Below are 3539 nucleotides of genomic sequence, written 5' to 3'. Positions count from 1 at the left end.
CAGCGAGCTCCGGGCGCACCACCTTGACGGCGACGGTGCGCCCGCCGGCCGTCCGGCCGAGGTAGACCCGGCCCATCCCGCCCGAGCCGAGCCGCCGCAGCAGTCGGTAGGCGCCCACCCGGCGCGGGTCGTCCGAATCCAGTGCCCCCATGCCCCGTACGCTCCCCTCGCCCTCGCCCGCGCGGCTCCCGGGCGGGCGCCCGGCCGCGCGCACGCCGCTTCCGGGGCGCGCCCCGCGGACCGGCCGTCGGGCACGCCTCGGGAGCAGACCGTACCGGGCCCGGCCGGTCCCGCGCTCAGCCCGTCGGCCGAGCCGGAGAGCCGGCCCGAAGAACCGGCCCGAAGAACCGACCCGGAGAACCGACCCGAAGGGCCGGGCCCTACTGCCCCACCGGCAGCGCGACCGGCTCCAGCAGCCGCACCGCCACGTCCGGCGTGAAGCCGCTGTCGTGCGCGACCCGCCGGGCGAACTCGGCGACCCCGGCCAACTGCCGCTCGCCGAGCGAGAAGTCGAGCGCCTCGCTGAAGTACCGCTCCAGCACGTCGGCCCCGAAGGACTCCCAGCGGGCGGCCTGTTCGGCGACCTTGGTGGCCTCCACCAGCGACAGGTCGCGGGACTCCAGGAAGGCCCGGTGGACGGCCGCGGTCAGTTCGGGGCGGCGCTCGGCGAACTCGCGGCGCACGGCCCAGACCGCGAAGACGAACGGCAGGCCGGTCCACTCCTTCCACATCGCGCCGAGGTCGTGGACGGTCAGCCCGAGGTCGGCGGCCTGCCCGAGGTAGGCGCGCAGCGCGGGGTCGCCGATGAGGACGGCGGCGTCGGCCTCGGCGAGCATCGCGCTGAGGTCCGGCGGGCAGCTGAAGTAGTCGGGGCGGACGCCCTCGCGCTCCTCCAGGAGGAGCCGGGCGAGGCGGACCGAGGTGCGGCTGGTGGAGCCGAGGGCGACCCGGCGGCCGTCGAGGTCGGCGAGCGGCACCTTGCTGACGATGAGGCAGGACATCACCGGGCCGTCGCTGCCGACCGCGATGTCGGGCAGGACGAGCAGGTCGTCGGCGTTGCGCAGGTACTCCACGCAGGTGATCGGCCCGATGTCCAGGGAGCCGCCGACGAGCTGGTCGCTCAGCTTCTCCGGGGTGTCCTTGGTGAGGTCCAGGTCGAGCAGGTTGCCGGTCCTGGCGAGGCCCCAGTAGAGGGGTACGCAGTTCAGGAACTGGATATGGCCGACCCGCGGCCTGACCGGGGTGTTCTCCTCGGGCTCCCGTGTTTCCGCATCCGGTGTCGCCACTGCGCCGCTCCCTTGCTGTCCGTGCGCCTCCCCGCAGCGTATGCCCGCCGTTCGCGGCGCCCCGCACCGCCCACCCGACACGCGCGCGCTCGCCCGGCCCCCGCGTGCACGGTCCCCCCGGGCCTCGTGCGCACACTCCTCGGGCCTCCGAGCATTCCCCAGCCGCCTCCGCGGCCGCCTCCGCAGACGCTTTCGATCATGTGCTCGCACGCCCTCAACGGGCCTGCCCGCACCCGCTCCCACGCCCTACGACACGCGCCGTCCACGCCCCGATCGACCCCTGGTCGTCACAGCGGCCGCATGCTAGCGTTGCCCTCAGTTGCAGTTTGATTCCCCTTGCAGTACTTGAAGCCTGCGGAGCATGTAACCGCGGGCTTTTTGTAGTTTTTCAGCAATATCGAAAAATTTCGGACTCGTCCGGAGGCAGGGCGATCAGCGCAGCGGACCGGGTGCCACACGGTGTGGCCCCCGACACGCATCGCAAGGAGAACGGCATGGCTCAGGGAACCGTCAAGTGGTTCAACGCTGAGAAGGGCTTCGGCTTCATCGCCCAGGAGGGCGGCGGCCCCGACGTCTTCGTCCACTACTCCGCTATCAACGCGAACGGCTTCCGTTCGCTGGAGGAGAACCAGGCGGTCACCTTCGACGTCACCCAGGGCCCGAAGGGCCCGCAGGCGGAGAACGTCACCGCTGTCTGACCATCCTCTGATGTTCTGATCGCTCGGGACCCGTTCGGGTCCATCGGCGGCTCCCGACAGCCGTCACCGTGAGCACAAGAGCAACACCCAAGGGGGCCTGCCCATCGTGGCGGGCCCCCTGCCCTTTCTCCGACGGACACCGCCCACGAGGAGAACGCGGAAGGGCCCTCCCCCGTCGCCGGGAGAGGGCCCTTCCGCGTCGTCGCGCGCGTCGCGCGGTCGGGATCAGGCGGTCGCCGCGGCCCCCGCACCGCTCTGCGCCGGGATGACGGCCTTCGGCGCGTCCTCCTCGTACAGGTCGCCGGAGGGGTTGTTGTACGCGGCGACGTCCAGGATGTTCTCCCGGGCCGCGACCACGATCGGCACCACGACCTGGCCGGCGACGTTGGTCGCGGTCCGCATCATGTCCAGGATCGGGTCGATGGCGAGCAGCAGGCCGACGCCCTCCAGCGGCAGGCCCAGGGTGGACAGGGTCAGCGTCAGCATGATGATCGCGCCGGTGAGGCCCGCGGTGGCGGCCGAACCGACCACCGAGACGAAGGCGATCAGGATGTAGTCCTTGATGCCCAGCTCGATGTTGAAGACCTGGGCGACGAAGATCGCGGCGATGGCCGGGTAGACCGCGGCGCAGCCGTCCATCTTGGTGGTGGCGCCGAACGGCACGGAGAAGGAGGCGTACTCGCTGGGGACGCCGAGGCGCTCGGTGACGCGGCGGGTGACCGGCAGGGTCCCGACCGAGGAGCGCGAGACGAAGGCCAGCTGGATCGCGGGCCAGGCGCCCTTGAAGAAGTGCAGCGGGTTGAGCCCGGCGGCGAAGCGCAGCACCAGCGAGTAGACGACGAACAGCACCAGCGCGCAGCCGACGTAGATGTCGAGGGTCAGCGTGGCGAAGGGCTTGAGCAGGTCCCAGCCGTACTTGGCGACGGACTTGCCGATCAGGCCGAGGGTGCCGAGCGGGGAGAGCCGGATGACCCACCACAGGGCGGTCTGGGTCAGCTCCAGCACGGACTCGCTGATCTTGAGGATCGGCTCGGCCTTGGCGCCGATCTTGATGATCGCGGCACCGACCACGACCGCCATGAAGACGATCTGCAGCACGTTCACCTTGACGAAGGCGTCGACGATGTTGGTCGGGAAGATCCCGGTCAGGAAGTCGATCCAGGTGCCCTTGGAGTCGAGCGCCTTGAGGCCCTCGGTCTTCAGGTTGGTGCCCTTGCCGGGGTTGGTCAGCAGGCCCAGGCCCAGGCCGATGCCGACCGCGATCAGCGAGGTGATCATGAACCAGAGCAGGGTGCGGGTGGCCAGGCGGGCCGCGTTGGCGACGTTGCGCAGGTTCGCGACGCTCACCACGATCGCGGTGAACACCAGCGGCGGGACGGCCAGCTTGAGCAGCTGGACGAAGATCTTGCCGATGGTCTCCAGGGTGGTGGCCAGCCAGGAGATGTCGGCGGCGCGGGCCAGGTAGCCGAGGCCGACGCCGAGCACGAGGCCGGCGACGATCTGCACCCAGAACGGCGTCTTGCGGATGCGGGTGAGCACGGACGGCGACGAGGTC

3 protein-coding genes are annotated in these 3539 nt (G+C 71.0%); 1 reads left to right on the top strand and 2 read right to left on the bottom strand.

Annotation, left to right across the window (positions count from 1 at the left end):
• Positions 1–380: 380 nt before the first annotated feature.
• The gene (locus J0670_RS33270) at positions 381–1286 is read right to left on the bottom strand and encodes a menaquinone biosynthetic enzyme MqnA/MqnD family protein (protein ID WP_207815925.1); all 906 of its coding nucleotides are present in this window, start codon (positions 1284–1286) and stop codon (positions 381–383) included.
• A gap of 494 nt (positions 1287–1780) precedes the next feature.
• Between J0670_RS33270 and J0670_RS33265 the strand changes: the two genes are divergently transcribed.
• A complete protein-coding gene (locus J0670_RS33265) occupies positions 1781–1984 on the top strand; it encodes a cold-shock protein (protein ID WP_030287184.1) in 204 nt (67 codons plus the stop codon).
• Positions 1985–2209: 225 nt separating this feature from the next.
• Here J0670_RS33265 and J0670_RS33260 read toward each other — a convergent pair whose 3' ends face one another.
• On the bottom strand, positions 2210–3523 hold the full coding sequence (locus J0670_RS33260) for a dicarboxylate/amino acid:cation symporter (protein ID WP_207815926.1): 1314 nt from the start codon (positions 3521–3523) through the stop codon (positions 2210–2212).
• Positions 3524–3539: the final 16 nt, after the last annotated feature.

It is taken from the genome of Streptomyces sp. FH025, from assembly GCF_017427025.1.
Lineage (GTDB): Bacteria > Actinomycetota > Actinomycetes > Streptomycetales > Streptomycetaceae > Kitasatospora.
This window is presented reverse-complemented; position numbering and strand designations above follow the sequence as displayed.